Below are 19,260 nucleotides of genomic sequence, written 5' to 3'. Positions count from 1 at the left end.
GTGAAGCGCTTTTTTGAGCACCCCATGACCTTGTGGCCGTCCATGCGGAACCGCCTACACATCTACGCACTGCCCGCCCCTGACCTCCGATCGGCACTGGAGGAACGCCAGCGCGTCCTCGAGGGGTTCGACTACTGCTCCATCCAGCCAGCCGACTACCTGCATGCAACCGTGCAGCAGTTCGCGGTTACCTCCGACGAGGTCAACCCCGAAGACGTGGAGGCCTTCATCGCCAGGCTTGAGAGCCTCGCCGCCGAAACCAAGCCGTTCAGCATCGAGCTGGGCGAACCGGAAGCGGATGATTATTCGCTCGGGGTCAGAGGGACCAATACGTCACCTTGGTCAAAGCTGACTGCAGCGGTTCGCGACGCGGCTGCCACCACCATAAACAAGGGCCAGCCGTTGCCCAACGCTCCCTTCAGCCCACATCTCACCCTGGGCTACGGCCTGGCCGAAGGCAGTACCCAACTCATTCAACAAGCGTCCGATCAGCTGAGGGCACCCGCCCTGCCACCGCTGACCATCAAAGAGGTGCACTTGATAGCTGTCCACCAGGACGCCAACCGCGGCACCTTCACTTGGGACACCACATTTCGCTTCCCTTTCAGCGACCAATCTCCGGCGAAGTAGTCCCGCTTCCCCGTGTTGCGCGGCCAAGCCGGATGGTAAATATCCGAACGTAACCAGTCGTCGGGACAGGGCGGCCGGCAGCCGAACTGTTGGGGTATAGTCGCCCCATGCTCTCTACGCGTCGATTTACTTGCCCCCGACCGGTTTCCGGTCGCGAGGGCTGTCAGGCGCGCGCCTAGGTCCTGGCGCCGGATTTGAGTCGGGGAGGAACCCGCCACTCAGATCCGAAAATAAGGACCAACAATGCCCGCTTATCTCAGTCCCTCCGAACTCAACGATGCTTTGACCATCCGGGATCTCTCAAATCCGGACGGCCAGCCCCACGCAATGCAGGCCCTCTTACAAGGCGTCATCGGCGCGCTCAGCAGCAAATGGGGCGTGCCGGAACGGATCGTTCGCGACAGCCCGCTGGTGAGCGTGGCCGACAACTACGACCGCCTCGGGTTCACCGAATCGGACGTGACGCGGGATCAAAGATACTCCCGCTACGTCAGCCCAACCGTGATGCTCCGCAGCCACACCTCCGCCTCCATCCCGTCGCTGCTGCGGGCACTGGATTCAGACAAATCAATGGACGAGCTCTGGGCCATCCCCGGCCTTGTCTACCGGCGCGATTCCATTGACCGCACCCACGTGGGAACTCCCCACCAGGTTGACCTCTGGCGGGTCAGCTCGCGGGAACACCTCGATTCTGGCGACCTTCGGGAAATGATCGGATCCCTCGTAGAAGCGGTCCTTCCGGGGGCGCAATGGCGCTCAGTTCCAGCTGTTCACGCCTATACCAGGGAGGGCTTGCAGATCGATGTCCTCTTGGAAGGCGAGTGGCTCGAACTCGCGGAATGTGGACTCATGGCCACACATCTGTTCTCCGCGCCGGCCTGGATCCCGCAAGGTGGTCGGGACTGGCTCTGGGGATGGGTTTGGACCGGGCCCTGATGCTCCGCAAAGGCATCCCCGATATCAGGTTGCTCAGGTCCACCGATGAGAGAATCAGGCAGCAGATGCTGGACCTGTCCCCGTGGAGACCGGTCTCCCAGATGCCCTCCGTCCGCAGGGACATTTCCATCGTCGTTCCCGCGGACATGGACGCCGAAGTGCTCGGAGACCGAGTGCGAACAGCCCTAGCCGAGCAAGCCGAAGACCTGGAGAGCGTCGAACTCCTGGCTCTGACTTCATGTGGAGAGCTTCCCGCGCCAGCGCGGGAGCGGCTCCGCATCCACGATGGACAGGCCAATGCGCTGATACGTCTGGTGCTGCGTCCCGTCGCCCGGACCATGACAGACCTCCAGGCCAACCAGATCCGAAACGATGTTTACCTGGCCCTGCACGAAGGGCCGGTCAAGGAGCTCATCGCGGGATAGAGACTGCCCTCCAGGCCCTATCCACGACGCCTTGGCCGTGGGGAAACTCAGGCTTGCTCCGGTGTGGTGGTCATCCGGAGCGCGGGCGGCGACGTGTTGTCGTTGCCGACGTAGATCACGGTTGCTTGGCCCAGACTCGTCAGATACGCCCGGTAGCCGCTGATCTGCAGGGTGACGGCGTCGTGGGTGTTGCCGTTGATGGTCAATTGGGCGTCGGTGGGGGTCGCCAGTGCGGCTCGTTGTTCCTGTTGGGCGACGATTTGCATGCCGCGTGGCCGGTCGGGGTCAGCGGCGGTGGCGCCGGCTGCCAGCTCGGCGTTCGCGCTGAATTCGATCAATGCGCTGCGCAGCAGCTCGCCGCGGGCGTGGGCCGGCGGCGGGGTTAGTTCGCGGATGGTGCGGACCCGCGCTGTGAACTGATGGTTGACTCGGTAGTCGGCTGGGGATCCGCCGTGGCAGCAGATCCCCAGGTTTGATGAACTCCATGCGGCCAGAGTACTCGCACCCGCAGGTAGTAGCGCCCCCTCAGCACCCTCCGCGCTCGATCCATGACGCCTTGACAGACAAAGATGGGTCGCTGTTTTGGCGAGCGATCTCACCACCGCAGGGTGACTATGTCAGGCTGATCGGATCCCACCAGGACGGTTAGAATGGCACCCAGGCGGCGCGGATCTCCTCTGCGCCGCCATCGTGGACAGGCTTACGTTCAACGGCACCATCATCGAAACCGGAACCGACTCCTACCGACTCGCCCAAACCATCGCCCACCAAGCAGTCCCCGTCACCGTGGGACGGGGAACGTGCCGATCACTGTGCCTTGAAGGTCGTAAACTTTCACCGAGCTTGGCTTTCCTTTGGTTGACGCCTGCCATGCCAGCGCTTCTTCGGTGATTTAAACATCGAGGGGTGTCCCTGTTCCCGGCGTAGCTCGTCCCGTTTGACGTAGCCCAGCTTGTTGCCGTTGATCAGGACGGCGATGAGCTCAGGGTCATTTTCGCCGGCTTTGGTAGCCGGCGGACCATAGGTGAGTCCTTCGAACGCGGTACCCTGCGGGTTCGGTGTCCCTATCGCTTTCTGCGCGGTCGTCGTTGGCTGGCCGGTCGAGGTCTGGGCAAGTGCAACACCGACCGTCCCGGCCGACAGGGCAACGGCGATGCCTGCGGTGATTGCGAGCTTCTTTGCGCTGAAGGTCTTTTTCATGGCTTCCCCTATGCCGTCTGATCGGGCGTGAAAAGTGTGTAGTACCCTTCATATCCGGATGTGCTGGAATTCCATCCCCAAGTGGTGCCGCGGGCGTAGAAATTCCCATGTCCTTGGTAGGCTGCCCCAAAGAGGCGCCAACGGCGAACCGCGCGAGCTTGTTTGAAACCATTCTGGACATGTTTCCCCTGCTCCCCAATGAGATAACTGGGCTGAGCATATTCCTAGGGATGTGGTCTTACAATCGTTTGACAAATTATTCCTTTGACCCGTTTTCAGGGCTCAACCCGCCACTTTCACCGCGCGTTGGGTTCCTCGGAAACGCACGGACGCCTCAAAAGACGATTTCCCACAAGCGTGGCCACCCGCAGCAGTCGTGGGCCAGGCCCCCCACTTCAAACGGCACACACCATCGAAACCGAACCGACTTACCGCCTGGCGTACATCGTTGCCCAACAAACTGCATAACCCAGACTCAAAGGCGGTTACCGTTCTGGCCGTCCTAGTGAATTCCTATCAAGTTGAGACAATCAGCTGTGGGGAATCCGAGAAACGGTCCGAAGGTGACACTGATCGGCTCTTGGGTGCCACTTGGAGCAGGCTGCCATAGGTCCGTACCAGCACGCTCGCCGCAGCGGGTGAGTACTTTGCCAAGTGCACAACGACAGTGTCGCTAACGACGTCTGGTCCCACAGCGGAGAGGTTGATGCCCTTCGCGGCCCAGGACGGCGCATCAGCTACTAGCCGATGGGTGAGCGCCATCAGGGTGGCCATCGAATTGGGCACGGTCCGGAAGCAGATCGGGACATGTGGGACCGTGGCAGGGTCCAGATGGTTCTTCGAGAAGATGCGCGCCTGTACGGTCGGCTGCGACTCAGTGTTGATCAGCGCGATCTGGGCTGGGGTCGGGGGGCTGGAGAGGATCACCTCGAGTCCTTGGGCTGTGATGCGCAGGGCGAAGAAGTTGGCCTCCTTTGAAAGGGCCGGAGCAAGGTCCTCGCAGACCACATGGGCCGCGAAGTTCTCCACTTGGCCGTGGACGAAGTCCGGTAAACCGGCTGCATCCGACGGCAGTGCCGTGATTGCGGTCAAGCCTGAAGCCCCCAGGCATGCCCAAGCTGCAAGGATCGAAACGCGCCGTGCATTCCTCATTGTTGATCCCACCAGATTTCGGTTCTCGGCCGCTATGAGCTGCGGGGCTGCGAGTCGGCGGCTTCGCGGCTTGGTATGGTGCTGTAGCCGCGCTCCAGCTCGGCCCGTTCCGCCCGGGCCTGACGAATGCTCATCACGACGCCGGACCCTGAAAGCAGCACGAACGGCACCATTGGCTCCCACGGCCGGAGCCCTTCCGGCGCTGATCCGGTGACCACCTGCGCCGCTAAGAACGCAAGCCACACGACAGCAACGGCGACGGCCACTCCAACCCACCGCCGTCGCCGGCGCCAGTAACCGGCCGGGGGCTGCACGGGCAGTGAAGCCCACCGCTGTCTCGGAACGAACTCCACTTCAGTACGGGTTCGTTGGGTTAGGTGGCTGCCTCGGCGGGTCCAGAACCCCGAGGGCTATAGGGTAAGGCCAGGATTTCGTCATCGCTCATTGCTCGTCCTCCAGTCCAATCATTGTGGGGCTACGGCGTCGACGTGAAGGCTCCGGATGGCGGCCGCCCCCGGCAAGTCTTCACCGCACGCCCATTAGGTCCCGGCGCCCGCGCGGGCGCTGAGATTGACCTGGAGGAACTGAATAAAGTCCAATCCGGTCGATGTGCCGCCGCCCCACTGCTTGCCGTCGACGAACGCCGTCGGGATGCCGTTGATCCCGCTGTCCACGGCGAGCCTGTTGGAATACCGCGCCCACGCGAGGAACGTGCCACTGTCGATGCACTTGGCCGCATCGGCGCCCGCCGCCCCCACGAGGGACTTCAGCTCCTGGTTGCTCAGGCCCGAGGACCCTTGGGCCGGCTGGTGGGCAAACAACTGGGAGAGGAAGTCCGCATACCTGTCCGGGTGGGCATCGGCGACGCACGCTGCCGCGGCGGCCGCACGTGACGAGTACCTATTGGTGGACTGGCGGTCGAGGTAGGCGACGGGACGGTATTCCACGGTGATCTTTCCCTCGTTGCGCAAGCGGTCGAGACTGGGCCCGTAGGAGCTGTGAAAGTCGGCGCAGTACGGGCACATGAAGTCCAAGTACACGACCACCTTGGCCGGCTGCCCTTTCGGGGCGGCCTCGACGCCTGGCGCGTGCGCGGGCTGCCCGCTCGGCGTCGCGAGAGGATCCGGCGACGGGAGCGTGGTGGTGTCGACAGTGGACGCCGCGACGGGCACCACTTTGCTTCCCGCGACCAAGGTGATCCCGCCGTTGGCGTTCATGTTCGCCGGGCTTGGCCCCCGATCGGGGAGTTGGAGCAGGGGAGTGGCCGAGGGGCCGCTTCCGATCCACTGCCCGGCGGTCATGGTCAACCCGGTGGACACGAGCGTCAGTGCGAGCACGGCCGCGAGCGTGCCAGCCGCGAGGCCTGCGTATCCGACCACTAGACCTGCGACGGCGAGACCCCGGCCGCCGTCGCCGCTCCGCCTGATCCGCGCGAGGGCGATATGCCCAAAGATGATGCCGAGCACGCTGATTACGAAAGAGCAGACGAGGGATGCGATGGCCAGCGGTTCGGTGCGCAGAGGCGGCGGGGGATAGCCTTGCCGCGGATCGGGCCAGGGGCTGGGGTTTGTCTGGTAGGGCGTGGTTGGCTGGGGCGGCCACGGGCGTTGCTCGGGCTGGTAGTCACTCATCCGCAGTGCTCCTTCTGGTGTGCAGGAGCAACTGCGCCCCCCAATGGTCAGAGCATAGCGCCACGCACGGTGCACGCGGCAGGGTCCGGCGGCTGTTTGTTCAGGTGCCGGGCAGCTCGCTCAGCGCGCACCTGACCTGCTTTAGATAACCCGATCCGCCCGTTCCCAGTGCTCGCGCAGCAACCTGCCAAGCCGGTCGGGTTCGATCCGGTGCGGGGGATCGAAGTGGTGGCGGTCAGGGAACACCTCAAGGCGGAAGTCCGGGAACACCGTGGACAGCCGCTCGGCAACCTCGCCATAGTCGTCCGGATTGCTCAGGCCGCCGAGGACGAAAAACACCGGCCGATTGAACGCAGCCAACCGAGCCCGGTCCAGATCGTAAATCTTGAAGTCCCGCAGGAACGCCCGGATCCCGGCCGGCCGCTTGGCCATCCACGGCGGCGGTCCGCCTTCGGGCGGCGGCGGAAGGACGACGTCGGGCTTCACTCCCAGCCTCATGAACGCCGCCATGAACTGCGCAGGCGGCAGAGAATCCAGCGCTTCGTATTCTTTCCAGAGTTGAGCGTGCGCCGGGCTCCAGTCCCAACTGCCGGCCCAGGCGGGCTCCAGAAGCGTGAGGCTAAGAAGCCGCTCGGGGTGCTTGGCGGCGAACGCCAAAGAGGCGGCTCCACCTCCCGAATAACCGAGCAGGTGAAAGGTGTCCCAGCCGCGGGCTCCGGCCTCGCGGAGCACGCCGTCGATCTCGGTGTCCAGACTCCAGCCCGGTGGCGGCTCATCGCCGTCGTACAGCTCCAGGTCTTTCGCGACGGCGTCGACGTCGGGCCCCAGCGCCTCGATCAGCGCGCCATAAGCGGGTTGGGCGGGAAGAACGCTCCCCGGAAGAAGGACCACCCGAATCGGCTCCATGGCGGAACTCTACGCCGGTTGGGGCGCTAAAGGAGGGGGAGGGGCTATTTTCCGGGCGAGAGGACAGTGACGCCGGCGTCAGTGGCGGCGGCGAGAAGTTCGACGTCGTAAGCGACCATCAGATCCGATTGGAGCCTGATTGCTGTTGCGAGATGGATCGCGTCCGCGCTCCGCAGCCCGCCAGGAAGGGCTGCCGCGTACATCAGGTCGGAGCGGGCGACGTCCACCAGATTGACGCCACCGAGTACGGTATTCACCGGTCCCGAGTCCAGGCCCCGCCGACGCGCCGCGCAATGGAGCTCTGTGTAGAGCAGCATTGACGCGACAAGGCGGTGTCCGCTTGCGGCAGCAGTAGAAAGATACTCAGCGAGGGCAGCGGATTCCGGTTCGTCGACCAAAAGCTTGAGGACCGCCGAGGTGTCTACATAGGTGATCACCGATCGCCACGCAGATCGGCCAGAATGTCTGGCGTGCCCATCTCACTCTTGATGCGGGGCACAAGCCTGAAATCCACGGGACTCTCGGCGGCACGGCGGACCCCGCCTGACTGAAGCAGCCGTTCGAACGGCGACGCGGAGGGCGGTATCAGCGTTGCTGCAATTTCCCCGTTGTTGGTCACGTCAATTGTTTCGCCATTTTTGACGCGCTCCAGAATCTTGCTGCTGTTGTTCCGGAGTTCCCGGTGTGGAATCGTGGTCATCATTGCCTCCGTAGCAATCGTAGCACTTTGCCATTCCTGAGGGCCGATTCGCGTGATCCACCCCACGATCCGCCCGGGCTGGCGGCGCGCGACAGACGAAGAGTTTTGACAAATAGTGGCCATCCGCCGAAACCCCTGTATGCTTGTAGCTGTTGTTGTGTTTGGCATTTGGTAGTTCAGGCAGTTCCCGCGGTTCATCAACCGCGACCTTCTGAAGTAACGGTGGAGAACACCCCACACCGGAGGCCCGACAGTCGGGACAACCTCCACCTTCAGTAAGGAAACTGAAAAAATGGCTACAGGTATCGTCAAGTGGTTCAACTCCGAAAAGGGCTTCGGCTTCATCTCCCCGGAAGATGGCAGCCAGGACGTTTTCGCTCACTACTCTGCTATTAACTCGGGCGGCTACCGCTCCCTCGAAGAGAACCAGAAGGTTTCCTTCGACGTCGAGCAGGGCCCCAAGGGTCCCCAGGCAGTAAACATCCAGGCTCTCTAAGCTTCGGATTTCAAAAAGCAGGGCCGGTCCTTGACCGGCCCTGCTTTTTATGCCTATTTCTCGCAGGCGATTCCGTCGTTATCCCTATCCAGCGCAGGCCGGTAACCCGGCTGGCCCCGGTAGATAGGTGCAGCGCCGGCGGCTCGAGCGGCCGTACAGTTCGCATAGTAAACGGACGACGGCGCCGGCGGCTGTGCCAGCCGAGCCTGGGCTTGGTCTTGTTGGGCCTTCGCCGCTGCGGCGTCGGTATTTGCCTTCGCCTGGGCCGCTGCTTGGGCAGCTGCGGCGTCTGCCGCCGCTTTGTCTGCGGCGGCCTTTTCTGCCACAGCCTTCGCCGCCGCCGCTGCACGCGCGTCCGTCACTTTCTTGGACTCTGAGCGTTCCATCCAGAGCAGGGCCCCCGCGTCGGATTTCGTGCAAATGAATTCCTTAGGCGGGTAGTTCTCGGTTGCGTTCTCCGTCACGCAGGACGGGGATTTCGGCGCGGTACGTGCGGGCGTTGGCGTCGGGGTTGGTGAAGCGGAAGTCGACGCCGATTGTGTGGCGCTGGCCTGCGAAATTGGCGGGCTGCTGGCTCCGCCACACGCGGCGAGGGAGAGCGCTGCGGCTGTTGATGTGACGATGGCAAAGACCGTGAAGCTAGCTTTCCGAGCGTTCGAAAAGCCACGCGACGCGTGCTTTATTGCCCCGTAGTTTTTAGGCGCGCGAATGTTCATTTATTGCCCCCAATGATTCAGTTTTTTGACGCGAATGTCCGCAGATTCTAGCATCCAAAATGCGAGAAAAGGAAGAGTTTTCCACATGCGCGAAAAGGCATCTTGACATGGTCTCAAAATAGGTGCGGCGGCGCGCATGATCGAATGTGTGTTCTAGTAATAGAAAATTGATTCGAATAAATATCCACATGTGCGAGGTTTGGCCTAGAGACGGCCGCGAAGTCCCCGTAACGTCTCAAACAGGAGGACACCAACAGGAGAACCATGGAGAAACCGTCACCGCCAAGCCTCACCTCTGTAGTCCCTGGGGAACACCTAGTCGTCGCGGGCGCACACTCAGATGCGGAACAAAACCGCAGGTCGGCACACCTAGACGGCTCGCGGCGCACACGGAGTTTCGCCATCACACCACCTAGACGCCGGTTTCGGAATCTACGGTTCCCTTGGAAGGCGGTTCGTAGAAGAGCCTTGGGGGATCCTGCCGGGTTGCCTGGGAATCCACCAGCTGCTGCCTGTCTCTGGACAGGCAGCAGTCGAATCGGATGGACGTAGCACCTTCTAGGGCCCGGAGCGTGCCGATTAGAGCATCAGAGAAAGTTGGATCGCGAGTGTTCGAACAGGAAGTTCGGCGAACGCTGGACTATATTGCTCGCGGGATGATGGTTCGAATTGTCGGTGCGCCCGGAAGTGGACGCACGAGTGTCGCGCAAAAAACAATCGCCGAGCTCGAGAAAACCGGTGCTACGGTTTATTCTATTTCGGCCCTTCGCTCACATCGCGAAATACCGTTTGGTGGAATATATAGCCTGGGACTTGATATTCGAATAGGTCAATTGGGCGTGCTGGGCGTGGTTGACACATTGGCTGGACGGCTCGCCAGGCCAGGGGAGCGTGTGCTTGTTGTCGATGACCTCGAATTCGTCGACACGGAGACCCTTGCGGTCCTGGATGCCGTGAGGCTCAGGACGAAGCGGCCGATGATCGTGACAATGGGTGAGTCTTCCCCTAACGCGAAGGGGCGGCGCGCCGTCTTGAGTCCTGGCCCTGAAGCCAGGGTCCAGCTGAATCCGCTTCGCTATGAGCACGTGAGCGAGCTCATCACGGATGTTTTGGGCGCTCCCGCGGACGCTGATACCACTGCCCGCATCCTCACCAAATCCGCGGGGAACCCCAGGCTTGTGGCCCGAATCGCGGAAACAGCCTCACTCAGTGATTTGCTTGCCCTTAGCAACGGGCAATGGCACATGACAGGCGACACCTTGTGGAATGACCACCTGCAGGGCACCGTGGAATCTCTCCTTGAAGGACTCGAGTCCGCCGAACTCACCGGCCTTCAGACCATGGCCATCGCCGGTACAGCGCCTATCGATGTGCTGCAACGGGTAGTCGACGCAGACGTTCTGGACCGGCTCGAACAGCACGGCTTGATTTCCGTCATGGAGGATCCACACAACAACATTTGCGCTGCGATCACGCCACCGGTGCTAGCCGACTATTTCCGTGGCCAGCGAGTGCTCACGAGCCGGCGGGTCCTGCAGGATCGAATCACCCGGACCTTGAGCGTCCCGCCACAGGAACCCAATGGTGACGTCACGCCAGCCGATTCGCTGACGGGGGTCCTAGATGCTGTGCGCCTTGAACGGAGTACAGACGACGCGGCTACGGCGCGCCATTTACATGAGAGGATCTCGGTTCTAGAGCGTCGCCGCTTTGACCGGTGGGATGCCGAAAAATCGGTATCGAACGCCGTGGCACTCCTGAGCGTTAACTGGGGCTCGCCGGCTGACGCATCGAGAATTGAGCGGGTGCTTTCCGAGACCGTGAGCTCGGAGGGAGACACGTGCGAACTCCTCTTCTTGGCAGTTACCAAAGCGCTTTGGGCTATCTACTCTGGCAAAGGGCTGGAACATGCGGCCGACGCCCTGAGGAACTTTGGGAAGGAACACCCTGAATGGTCGGCCGAGGTTGAATCGGTAGAACTCTTCCTCGTAGCGTCATACGACCGAATGCCTCAGAATCTCGACGACACCTTGGCGCGTCTACACGATCGCCACCCAGAAAGCGGTGTCCTGGCCTGCGTCCGGGGGATGCTGGAACTCTACCGCCTCAACCCTTCCGCGGCACTCAATGCCATCGACTCCTCAAACGGATTCAGGGGATTTCCCCGCATCGGACCTTTCATCCGAGGACTGGCATTGTTCACCTCGGGGCGGATCGAGGAGGCAATTGTCTTTGCGCTCGACCAACGCGCGGAAGCCCGCCGAAACCTGGATCAATTCGGGTTGGTGTCGAACACCTACGTCGCTGCCCAAGCACTCGTCTACCGCGGCCATTTCGACGAGGCAGAGTACCTGATGGGCAGCGTCTTCGCCATGGGACGGCCAGGCTTCCTAGTGGATTCCCTCCATGACGCCATGCTGCGGCTCGCCGGGCTGAGGGCTGCGACGTCCGCCATCTTGCCCACCGCGACCCTTGCAACGCAGGCGCGGCGCGAGGCCGAAGACGTCGGCCCGCTTCCCGGAATCGCAAAAGGAGTCTACGAGCTCGTCGCCGGACGGCCCCTCATCCCCGCAGTATTCGACAGGAAAGCCGCGCGCCTCATTCGAAGGCAGCTGGAACGTGGCTATGTTCTGGAAGCGACGTACTCTGCACTCTTCTTCACTTGCCTTCTTCCTGGTCGGAAGGTTCTTGAGATTCTTCGGCAGACCTTGAGGGAGCGTGCCTGCACCTCACACGATCAGCTTGTGGCAATTGCGGGGGCGGTGGTGGAACAAGACCACCAATTGCTCGGCGTCCTGCTCGAGAATTACGAGCCCGACTCCGATCTCTACCAAGTTCGGATGCTGCTCCGAGGTGCGTTCAAGCGGTATGCCTTCATGGACGACACCGTAGGGGCGGCCGAGATGGAGCGGGCGTACTCCATTTTTGCGACTCGATTCCCGTCGGCAGATGAGCCCATGGCATTCAATTCCGGTAGCTACTCGCCTCTGACAGTCCGGGAAATTGAGATAGCAGCCTTGGCCGGTCATCGTTCCAACCCTGAGATCGCCGAGCACTTGGGAATCAGTATCAGGACGGTGGAAAACCACATTTCCAATGCGCTCCGAAAGACCGGCAGCCCAACGCGCGCTGCCCTATTTGACCTGGTCCGGGATACGGCTCCCTTCCGCTAGGAACGGCTTTCCGGGCATTGAGTAGTCCCGATCCATGGATTGGGTGTGCGTATCGGAACTACGCGACCACTTGTCTCGGCTACGCCTCCACCTCGGTTCGCTCGAAGACGAAGGAATGGCCAATCGTCAGTTGGTCGGGAACTGCATGGGAGACAAGCACTACTAGTTTGTGATGTGCCCACTCGCTCAGCTCTCCGACAAGGGCCTCGATGCCTTGAACGTCCATACCGTTGAAGGGCTCATCGATGGCGACCACCGGGGTATCGGCTACGGTACACATCAGAAGCCAGAGCTTTCGGATATTGCCCGTCGACAACATCGACACGGGCTGCTCGCCCCAATCCTCCAATCCATATCTAACCAGTCGTGCGAGCCCTGCCTCCGGGCCGACCTGACGGCTACGGGCGGCAAGCGCCAGATGGTCGTGAACGGTCATGGAAGGATAGAGCGCCGGCGTCGTGCGGCAGACGCTCCGTACATGGCGGGCATCGGGGGAACCGGCATCGATGCCGCAAAGGCGCACGCTTCCGGCCCAAGGCTGCAAGAAACCGCTAATGAGCTCGAGAAGAGTCGACTTACCGCTGCCGTTGCCACCAGCCACCCGGTAGAGCCCGGGCGTATTCATACTCAGACTGAGTCCGTCCAGGACGGGCGAACCTTGCCGGTAGCCGGCAGTTACAGAATCAATCTCGATCGAAGTCTCAAAAGACATTGTTTCAGACATGTAGCGGCCCCCAGGGTCAAAAGGATGGAGTAGCCCAACAACAGCAACGTGCTGAATTCGGGGCTGACGATAAGGATGAGCGAGCAAGGAGAAATCAGGAGGAGCGTAAACAGGGCGTCCATGATGTCATTGGACTTCGTGCCGTCGGTAGTGGTCGGCGGCCGGGAGCACGATTCCGCAACGACCCCGGACGCTGCGACGATCATGCCTGTAGCGACAGTGCCGGGGGCAAGAATGCCCAGGAGAAGGAGCGCACCGAGGAAAACAAATCCTCCGATGACCGCCCCCGCCAGAATGTAGATCCCAATGAGACGGGCAACGATCGCGGTGCCGGAGAAGCCGTTCTCCCAGGCAAACCGGTAGTGGTAAAGCTTTGCCGTGGGCCCGATCCGATAAAGCATCGGTTCCGTGACTCCCAGGCCCAGGAGAACGGCAACGCCAACCAGGAACTTGCGCAATTCCTCGTCACTGAGGGTCGAGTCGAGGGGGAGAACGCCTCTTGCTCCGAGCAGGATGCCAACGACGGTAATCCAAGCGAGGACGATCGTGCTGACCACAGAGCCCTGCTTACTGCTCAACAAATCGGTGACAACGAATAAACCAAAGTTGGCCACGGATCGTCGCCTGGCGTCCCGTTGCGTCTCTAGGGAGACCTTTCGGTAGGCGAGGCCGCGCCACTTGCGGATGCCGAGGAGGACCAGCAGCCCGGAGGAAGTTGCCGCTAGCAAACACAGCACCGGAAGGGCACGCGAAGGGTCTTCTGCGAGGCCGCCGAGCGGAGCGAGCCGAGGCACAAGAAACCCAGTGGCCGTTCCGAGCACCAGTCCGAGAACCAGCGCCAAGAGGCAAAACAGCCAATGAAGGCCTATCCGTCGTACCGGCGCGGAGGCGAAATGAAGAACAGAGTAGAAGCACGCACAGGAGGCGCAAGCCAACACTGAGATCGAAGCCACCAGGACGTTGAGGCAGCTCGGCGTCTCCTCGAAGAAGATCGCGAGGAATGTCGCAGCAGAATACCAAAGCATGCCTGTGCGCCGGAACGCCGGGATCAAGCCGTATCTCACCACTACCTGCTGGAGCGGAAGTTCCATTGCCCTGAAAAGCTCCAAGTGCGGGGTGCCGGCGACTGAGAGCCGTCGGCTTGAGATGACCTCGCTGAACACCGTAGCGACGGCGGCATAAAGGATGCTGAGGAACCCCCAATTGAGCGCAGCAGCTATGTCATGGCGGAACGGGCCATCGCGGAGAACAGACATCGTGGAAACGAACACGAGGGTTCCAACCACAATCAAGGCTATTGATCCGAAGGTCGCGAGGGCCCTGAAACCATCCAGGGTGAGTGGCAAGCGCATCGCATTGACGATTTCGAAAGCCCGGAAGTCGCGCAAGATTCGGTAATCGGACCTCCAGACCGACGCGCCAGCGGGCTTGGCGTCGCGGACCCGGCCATCGATGTCGGCAGGGGCTTTTGTGCTCATCATTGCCTAGAACTTGCTCCGGGGAGTCTTCTTTTGGACCGAGTCGATGAAGGCCACAATGGTGAGAACTGCTAGGCCGAGTGCACAGACGACGGCGATGACCGACGTCGTTCCCTGAAACGGGACAACTATCGCGGGACCGAGCGCGGCCGCGTTGGCAAAACCGGCGACGGCGAAAACGGCAGCTTTGAGCGGCAGCCATTTTCGGGCCGGGCTGAAGGCGGCAAGCAATGGTGCGGCCACACCGAGTACGAGGAGGGCCGCGACGGTCGTATTCCTTAGAGCGAGTGGATCAATATTGTTGAGTCCCTCCGGGGGAAGCGCGGACCAGATGAGGCTGGCGGAAATCCCGGAGAAGGTGGCCACTATGAATCCAAGGATTCTTAGAAGAACGCTATAGCGATAAGTAGTCATGAGGATTTTCTGTCTGGGGGCGATGGTTGAGGGAGGTCAGCCGATGGCGACTATTGTTGACAGTCCTAAGGCTGAAAGCCCAAGGAGGATCTTCCTGCCTGTGGAGAACTCCCGCCAGTGCCGGTAGAAGATCGCCAAGACGAGAACGACCATCACGGGGAAATAGAGCCAGTAGCCGGGGACATCCCTCGGCTGGATCACGCCGAATGCCACGCTGAATAGATTTACAGGGATGGTGGAAAGCATGGCGATCACAAAGAAAACCCCCACATTAAAACGGCCTGCGAGCACCGAATTTCCTGGGATCACCCGCTTGTCCAGCAACGCGGCGAGAGAGAAGTACAAGGCGATGATCACCGCGTACACGAGGAAGAACAACACGGTACCGACCGTCATGGAGAGGTCGAGTAGGCGTTCGTCTCCAAGTTCGGACCGTACATCGGCAGGCACGTTGGAGCTGAGATACCGCCGGGTCAAGGGAAGCCGGAGGGCTACCAAGGACATCAGCACAACGTAGCCTGCGATCCACAGGGCGCGTGACGTGGAGATCCATTCATTGGCGATGGATGGCTCGGGCCGCAACTTTCCGACCGTTGCCACCCTGATGACGGTCTCGGACTGTTTATGGTTGTCCATATTGGTCATGGAATTCCCCTTACGACTTCACTTGAATCAGGACGGCCTCGATGACGGCGCCGAGGACAATAAGGACGAGGGCAATGAACAGAGTGCCCAGCGAACGCGCCATGTCGTCGATGAACGACCTCACTGTGACAGGTTCCGTCTTGAAAACCAGCCTGCGAGCAAGGCCTGCGGTGGGCTGGAATCCGGCGGTCGCCGCCATCACCAGGCCGAAAAATTCGAACGGGACATACCAGATCACGTCTGCAAGAAGGCCTGCACCCCCGACGGAATGCATCCCGAGAGATAGGGTGGCACCGACGTACAGTGCCAGGATTCCGGCCCCCACGAGCGTGGTGAGCCCAAGGGTCGCGACTCCTGAGTAGAGCACCAAGGCCGCTCCGACGTTTCGCCCAAGGATCTGCAGGAAATCCTTGCCGTAGAGGGGACTTCCACCCATGTCCCTGGCGTCCCGAATCCACGACAGGTCCACCGCTGCGTACCCGAAGGAAGCGATGGCAGCCATGATCAAGCCCGTGCTTGGGAGCAACCACCCAGGGATGCTCCCAAGCACGCGTGCTGTCTTAGCAAGCATCGATTTAGGCGACAGCTTGCGCCCGGCCGATGCGGAAGAGGATGCTTCGAGCCGTTGCGATCAAGGCGCCAGTGATTCCTGCCCCGAACACTGCGCCGATGACAACGAGCGCCCAGCCTCCGACCTCGATGGCTTGCATGATTTGGGACGCCGCCGCGGCAGAGATGCCGAGAGACCCCGCGATCCATGAAACAGCCAGGCTTGCGCCGAAGATGCCAACCACGGCGAGCGCCGCCGCGGCCGCCGCCTGAAGCCCCGTCCTTTTCGTCATTGCTGATTCCACTTCAACTCCATTTCTCGAGATGACCGGCCAACGCATAGCTGGCCTTGAAGAGTGGTGGCATCCTCCTAAGAGGAGCCATCCACGGTTCAGATTCTCTCCATGAAATAGGGCGTCTAGGTGGTCATGAGGGCAAAAACCCGTGTGCCTGAGGGGGTTTCTAGGTGTGAAAATGCTGAATCTAGGTGGTCGTACAGGACCGTCTAGGTGTGTACGAAAGCAAGATACCTAGAGCGGAAGCTCACCGGCGCGTCGTCGGCGCCTTGATAGGCGAGCCCACGATGAAGGGCCGGGTGTTGACCGATTCGATGGGCGGGACAACCGCCTTTGCCCCCTCAACGGTCTCCATAGGCTCAGCGTGGGCACCAGTTCCGAGCCCACGAACAGTCCAACCTTCCGCTTTCCAGACCCCAGCGTCCAGGACGTTCCGTGCGTCCAGCACCATCCGGCGTCGTACGAGTGAACCTGCAGCGGCGGGTGAGAGGGTGCGGTATTCGTCCCATTCGGTCAGCAGGAGCACCAACTCGGCGCCTTCCAATGCGCGCGTGGTGGACGCTTCGAAGCGGAGCTGGGGGTAGCGCATCCAGGCGTTGTTGATGGCCTTAGGGTCGGTCACGGTCACGTGGGCACCCGCCGCCGCGAGCTGGAGTGCGACGTCCAGGGCCGGGGAGTCGCGGATGTCGTCAGTGTCCGGCTTGAAGGCAGCGCCCAGTACGGTGACGGTGCGGCCGGACAGGAAGCCCTTGCACATGTCCCGCGCCACTTCCACGGCGCGGGCGCGCTGGCCCAGATTGATGGAATCGACCACGTTCATCCACTCGTCAACGGAAGACACAGACAGGGCTTGTGCCTGCGCCCGGAAGGAACGGACGTCCTTCGGCAGGCAGCCGCCGCCGAAGCCCAGGCCGGCGTGCAAGTACCGGCTGCCGATGCGCGGATCCAGGCCCATCGCCTCGCTGAGTTCAGTGACATCGGCGCCCGAAGCGTCGCAAAGTTCCGCCACGGCGTTGATGAAGCTGAGCTTGGTGGCGAGGTAGGCGTTGGAGGCGGATTTGATCAGCTCGGCGGTCGCGAAGTTGCAGACCAACCGCGGGATACCGGCGGAAATCAGCGGTTCGTAGACGGCGTCGAGCGCGGCCGTCACCGGTACGCCCGCCACAGAATCCTTGCCGCCCGGCACCCCGTACACCAGCCGGTCCGGTACCAATGAATCCTTCACAGCCGTGCCCTGGCGCAGGAACTCGGGGTTCCAGCCAAGCAGGACATCAGGCCTGCGGGCAAGGATGCCGCGGAGCATGTCCACCGTCCCCACCGGGACGGTGGATTTGCCGACGACGGCGGCGCCCCTCGCCAGATGGGGGAGGAGGCTCTTCGTAGCTGCGATCACATAGGAGAGGTCCGCCGTGTCCGACGTCTTCGACTGCGGGGTGCCCACGCAGAGGAAGTGCGTCTGGGCGTCTGCAGCGTTAGCAAAGTCGGTGGAGAACGTGAGCCGTTTGGTGGCGAAGCCGTCCCGGAGAAGTTCGTCCAGGCCGGGTTCATGGAAAGGGGCGAAGCCCTTGTTCAGGTGGGCTACCTTCTGGGCGTCGACGTCGATGCCCACCACGGTGTGGCCCATCGACGCGAGCGTTGCGGCATGTACTGCGCCAAGGTAGCCGCAGCCGACAACGGAGATTTTCATGCTGAGAGTCCTTTGCTGGAAGTCACGGAAATGACGGCGGGCTCGGCCGGGTGAAGCTCGGCCGGGAGGACGGCCGCTTGAAGCTCGGCCGCCTGAAGCTCGGCCGGGAGGACGGGTGCTGTGGGTGGCTCAACTAGCGCATCACCGGCGATCACAGCCTCGTAGTGCTGTACAAGTTGGGCGCTCAACACGGGCCACGTCCGTCCTTGGACCGAAGCGAGTGCTGCCTTTCCGAACGCACGGCGCTTGGCGTCGTCGCCCACCAAGTCCTGCACGTAACCGCGCATCTGGGCGAGGTCACCCGGCTCGTAGAGCCAGCCGGTACGCGAGTTTTCCACGAGGTCGAGCGGGCCGCCGCGGCCGGTGGCCACAACGGGAACCCCCGATGCCATGGCCTCCTGGATGGTCTGGCAGAACGTTTCGAACTCGCCAGGATGTACGAAGAGATCAAAGCCCGCAACAACCTGGGCCAGTTCGTCGCCACCCAGGAATCCGGTGAAGACGGCGTTTGGCAGTGCCGCTTCGAGGGCCGCGCGCTGCGGCCCGTCGCCCACGATGACCACCCGGGTTCCCGGCAAATCGGCCAACACCGCAAGGTCTTCCACCTGCTTTTCGATCGCCAGGCGGCCGACATAGCCGATGATGCGCTCGCCGTCGGGCGCCACGGAGGCTCGCCACGCCGTCGAGCGCTTAGTGGGGGAGAACCGCGCGGTATCCACACCGCGCCGCCACATGCCCACCCTCAGGATCCCGCGTCCGCGCAACTGGTTGAGCGCGAACGTGGACGGGACCAGTGTGCGGTCCGCAAGGAGGTGGATGTTGTCCACCCGGTTCCATGCCCAGTTTTCCAGGATTGGCACGCCATACCGTGCGGCGTAGCTGGGTACCTCGGTTTGGTAGATGGCAACCGTAGGGATGCCGAGCTGGTGCGCGGCCTGCACAGCCCGCCAACCGAGGACGAAAGGGGATGCAAGGTGGACGACGTCCGGTGCGTAATCGGCAAGGATTCTCTTGACCCGGCTCACACCGCCCAACGCCACCCGCACATTTGTGTATCCGGCCAGCGGCACGGAAGGAAGGCGGTGGACAAATGCGCCGTTCACGACATCCGAGACAGCAGTGTCCGACGTCGACGGCGCAATCACCATCACTTCGTCGCCGCGCTCTTGCAGATGCTCCAGCACCCGCAGGATGGAGTGGGTAACCCCGTTCATGAGCGGCAGGAATGATTCGGCAACGATAGCGATCCTCACCCCTCCACGGTGTGCCCGGCGGTTGGCGAAGCGGGGGAATGGGCGTGACGCTGGGGGAAGGTTTGGTTAACAAACTGATGTCGCTGCCTCGAGTGGCGGGTCCTGAGCGACGGAAAATGCGCCAATCTAAGTAATTACGGAGCTGAAAGACGGGTAGAACATACTCTTATTCCCCACTATGAGCCCGATTTACGGTGAAAACTGTAATGAACCTCGTGGCAATGACTGGGGCCTGTCCCGGGCACCGGG

General features: G+C 61.9%; 22 protein-coding genes and 1 pseudogene. 6 read left to right on the top strand and 17 right to left on the bottom strand.

Features of this window, described 5'->3' with window-relative positions; genetic code table 11:
* From OW521_RS08440 to OW521_RS24155, 3 genes are all read left to right on the top strand, one after another.
* Positions 1 to 630 carry a 2'-5' RNA ligase family protein gene (locus OW521_RS08440; RefSeq protein WP_268024493.1) on the top strand — a complete coding sequence of 210 codons (630 nt, stop codon included), beginning with the start codon at positions 1 to 3 and terminating at the stop codon, positions 628 to 630.
* 243 nt (positions 631 to 873) lie between these two features.
* Positions 874 to 1,566 (top strand): tRNA ligase subunit PheS family protein, encoded by a 693-nt coding sequence (locus tag OW521_RS24160; RefSeq protein ID WP_326494016.1) that lies wholly within the window; start codon positions 874 to 876, stop codon positions 1,564 to 1,566.
* The gene (locus OW521_RS24155) at positions 1,545 to 1,991 is read left to right on the top strand and encodes a hypothetical protein (protein WP_326494015.1); all 447 of its coding nucleotides are present in this window, start codon (positions 1,545 to 1,547) and stop codon (positions 1,989 to 1,991) included. Before OW521_RS24160 ends, OW521_RS24155 begins: the two co-directional genes overlap by 22 nt.
* Positions 1,992 to 2,038: 47 nt before the next feature.
* Here OW521_RS24155 and OW521_RS08430 read toward each other — a convergent pair whose 3' ends face one another.
* Positions 2,039 to 2,329 carry a hypothetical protein gene (locus OW521_RS08430; RefSeq protein ID WP_268024491.1) on the bottom strand — a complete coding sequence of 97 codons (291 nt, stop codon included), beginning with the start codon at positions 2,327 to 2,329 and terminating at the stop codon, positions 2,039 to 2,041.
* Positions 2,330 to 2,666: 337 nt separating this feature from the next.
* On the opposite strand from OW521_RS08430, the pseudogene OW521_RS08425 reads away from it, so the two are divergent.
* Positions 2,667 to 2,753: pseudogene (locus OW521_RS08425) on the top strand (IS21-like element helper ATPase IstB); the annotation flags it as partial.
* Positions 2,754 to 2,825: 72 nt separating this feature from the next.
* On the opposite strand, the gene OW521_RS08420 reads toward OW521_RS08425, so the two are convergent.
* The 7 genes from OW521_RS08420 to OW521_RS08390 form a co-directional block, all read right to left on the bottom strand.
* Complete coding sequence (locus OW521_RS08420; RefSeq protein ID WP_268024490.1) at positions 2,826 to 3,191, bottom strand: hypothetical protein; 366 nt, start codon at positions 3,189 to 3,191, stop codon at positions 2,826 to 2,828.
* A gap of 516 nt (positions 3,192 to 3,707) precedes the next feature.
* Entirely contained in the window at positions 3,708 to 4,283 is a 576-nt protein-coding gene (locus OW521_RS08415; RefSeq protein WP_268024488.1) for a hypothetical protein, read from the bottom strand.
* A 92-nt stretch (positions 4,284 to 4,375) separates the two neighbouring features.
* Entirely contained in the window at positions 4,376 to 4,609 is a 234-nt protein-coding gene (locus tag OW521_RS08410) for a hypothetical protein (RefSeq protein WP_268024486.1), read from the bottom strand.
* A gap of 273 nt (positions 4,610 to 4,882) precedes the next feature.
* The gene (locus OW521_RS08405) at positions 4,883 to 5,974 is read right to left on the bottom strand and encodes a thioredoxin domain-containing protein (protein ID WP_268024484.1); all 1,092 of its coding nucleotides are present in this window, start codon (positions 5,972 to 5,974) and stop codon (positions 4,883 to 4,885) included.
* A 141-nt stretch (positions 5,975 to 6,115) separates the two neighbouring features.
* Entirely contained in the window at positions 6,116 to 6,880 is a 765-nt protein-coding gene (locus OW521_RS08400; RefSeq protein WP_268024482.1) for an alpha/beta fold hydrolase, read from the bottom strand.
* A gap of 44 nt (positions 6,881 to 6,924) precedes the next feature.
* Complete coding sequence (locus OW521_RS08395; RefSeq protein ID WP_268024480.1) at positions 6,925 to 7,317, bottom strand: type II toxin-antitoxin system VapC family toxin; 393 nt, start codon at positions 7,315 to 7,317, stop codon at positions 6,925 to 6,927.
* Positions 7,314 to 7,778 carry a type II toxin-antitoxin system Phd/YefM family antitoxin gene (locus OW521_RS08390; RefSeq protein ID WP_268024478.1) on the bottom strand — a complete coding sequence of 155 codons (465 nt, stop codon included), beginning with the start codon at positions 7,776 to 7,778 and terminating at the stop codon, positions 7,314 to 7,316. The genes OW521_RS08395 and OW521_RS08390 overlap by 4 nt, the downstream gene beginning before the upstream one ends.
* 94 nt (positions 7,779 to 7,872) lie before the next feature.
* Here OW521_RS08390 and cspE point away from each other — a divergent pair, with 94 nt between their 5' ends.
* Positions 7,873 to 8,076 (top strand): transcription antiterminator/RNA stability regulator CspE, encoded by a 204-nt coding sequence (cspE, locus tag OW521_RS08385; RefSeq protein WP_028266315.1) that lies wholly within the window; start codon positions 7,873 to 7,875, stop codon positions 8,074 to 8,076.
* 53 nt (positions 8,077 to 8,129) lie between these two features.
* Here the strand turns inward: cspE and OW521_RS08380 are convergent, their stop codons facing one another.
* Complete coding sequence (locus OW521_RS08380; protein WP_268024472.1) at positions 8,130 to 8,540, bottom strand: excalibur calcium-binding domain-containing protein; 411 nt, start codon at positions 8,538 to 8,540, stop codon at positions 8,130 to 8,132.
* Between the two features lie 1,100 nt (positions 8,541 to 9,640).
* Here OW521_RS08380 and OW521_RS08375 point away from each other — a divergent pair.
* Complete coding sequence (locus tag OW521_RS08375) at positions 9,641 to 11,965, top strand: helix-turn-helix transcriptional regulator (RefSeq protein WP_268024470.1); 2,325 nt, start codon at positions 9,641 to 9,643, stop codon at positions 11,963 to 11,965.
* A 79-nt stretch (positions 11,966 to 12,044) separates the two neighbouring features.
* On the opposite strand, the gene OW521_RS08370 is transcribed toward OW521_RS08375, so the two are convergent.
* From OW521_RS08370 to OW521_RS08335, 8 genes are all read right to left on the bottom strand, one after another.
* Positions 12,045 to 12,677, bottom strand: coding sequence for an ABC transporter ATP-binding protein (locus OW521_RS08370; RefSeq protein WP_268024468.1), 633 nt, complete (start codon positions 12,675 to 12,677; stop codon positions 12,045 to 12,047).
* The gene (locus tag OW521_RS08365; protein WP_268024466.1) at positions 12,641 to 14,170 is read right to left on the bottom strand and encodes a hypothetical protein; all 1,530 of its coding nucleotides are present in this window, start codon (positions 14,168 to 14,170) and stop codon (positions 12,641 to 12,643) included. Before OW521_RS08365 ends, OW521_RS08370 begins: the two co-directional genes overlap by 37 nt.
* A 3-nt stretch (positions 14,171 to 14,173) precedes the next feature.
* Positions 14,174 to 14,533 (bottom strand): hypothetical protein, encoded by a 360-nt coding sequence (locus OW521_RS08360; RefSeq protein ID WP_268024464.1) that lies wholly within the window; start codon positions 14,531 to 14,533, stop codon positions 14,174 to 14,176.
* 84 nt (positions 14,534 to 14,617) lie between these two features.
* Complete coding sequence (locus OW521_RS08355) at positions 14,618 to 15,226, bottom strand: hypothetical protein (RefSeq protein ID WP_268024462.1); 609 nt, start codon at positions 15,224 to 15,226, stop codon at positions 14,618 to 14,620.
* Positions 15,227 to 15,236: 10 nt separating this feature from the next.
* Positions 15,237 to 15,728, bottom strand: a complete 492-nt coding sequence (locus tag OW521_RS08350) for a stage II sporulation protein M (RefSeq protein WP_268024460.1) — start codon at positions 15,726 to 15,728, stop codon at positions 15,237 to 15,239.
* A gap of 73 nt (positions 15,729 to 15,801) precedes the next feature.
* Positions 15,802 to 16,068, bottom strand: a complete 267-nt coding sequence (locus tag OW521_RS08345; RefSeq protein ID WP_268024459.1) for an uberolysin/carnocyclin family circular bacteriocin — start codon at positions 16,066 to 16,068, stop codon at positions 15,802 to 15,804.
* Positions 16,069 to 16,318: 250 nt separating this feature from the next.
* Positions 16,319 to 17,758 carry a UDP-glucose dehydrogenase family protein gene (locus OW521_RS08340; protein WP_268024456.1) on the bottom strand — a complete coding sequence of 480 codons (1,440 nt, stop codon included), beginning with the start codon at positions 17,756 to 17,758 and terminating at the stop codon, positions 16,319 to 16,321.
* Entirely contained in the window at positions 17,755 to 19,011 is a 1,257-nt protein-coding gene (locus tag OW521_RS08335) for a glycosyltransferase family 4 protein (RefSeq protein WP_268024454.1), read from the bottom strand. The genes OW521_RS08340 and OW521_RS08335 overlap by 4 nt, the downstream gene beginning before the upstream one ends.
* Between the last annotated feature and the right edge of the window lie 249 nt (positions 19,012 to 19,260).

Origin of the sequence: Arthrobacter sp. MMS18-M83, from assembly GCF_026683955.1 — a bacterium.
Lineage (GTDB): Bacteria > Actinomycetota > Actinomycetes > Actinomycetales > Micrococcaceae > Arthrobacter.
Note: the sequence above shows the minus strand (reverse complement) of the source record. Positions and strands in the feature narration are given on the sequence as shown.